A 401-nucleotide genomic window follows, 5' to 3' on the forward strand; every position below is an offset into this window, starting at 1 on the left:
GATTGGTTCAGCGGAATTGTACAAGGTATTCAAAATATCTGGAACGGAATAACAACATTCTTTAGCAATTTATGGACAACTGTTATTGGTGGCGTTCAATCTGTATGGGGCGGAGTAACTGGCTTTTTTAGTGGAATATTTAATGCTGTTAGTTCCGTAGTTTCAACCGTGTTCAGCGCTATCGGTAGCTTTGCTGGCTCAGCTTGGAATGTACTGGTTGGCGTATGGAATGCAGTATCCGGCTTCTTTGGCGGTATATTTAACGCTGTAAAAGGAGTTGTATCTAGTGCTTTTAGCGCAATCGGCAGTTTTGCTTCTAATGCTTGGGGAGTAGTTCGCTCAATATGGAGTGCAATTTCAGGCTTCTTTAGTGGCATATTCAATTCTGTTCGCAGTGTCGT

1 protein-coding gene is annotated in these 401 nt (G+C 42.4%); it reads left to right on the forward strand.

The window, feature by feature from the left end:
- The coding region (locus L979_RS16875) for a hypothetical protein (protein ID WP_231559552.1) at positions 1-401 on the forward strand (401 nt) is incomplete at both ends.

Source organism: Kocuria sp. ZOR0020 (genome assembly GCF_000800955.1).
Lineage (GTDB): Bacteria > Actinomycetota > Actinomycetes > Actinomycetales > Micrococcaceae > Kocuria > Kocuria subflava.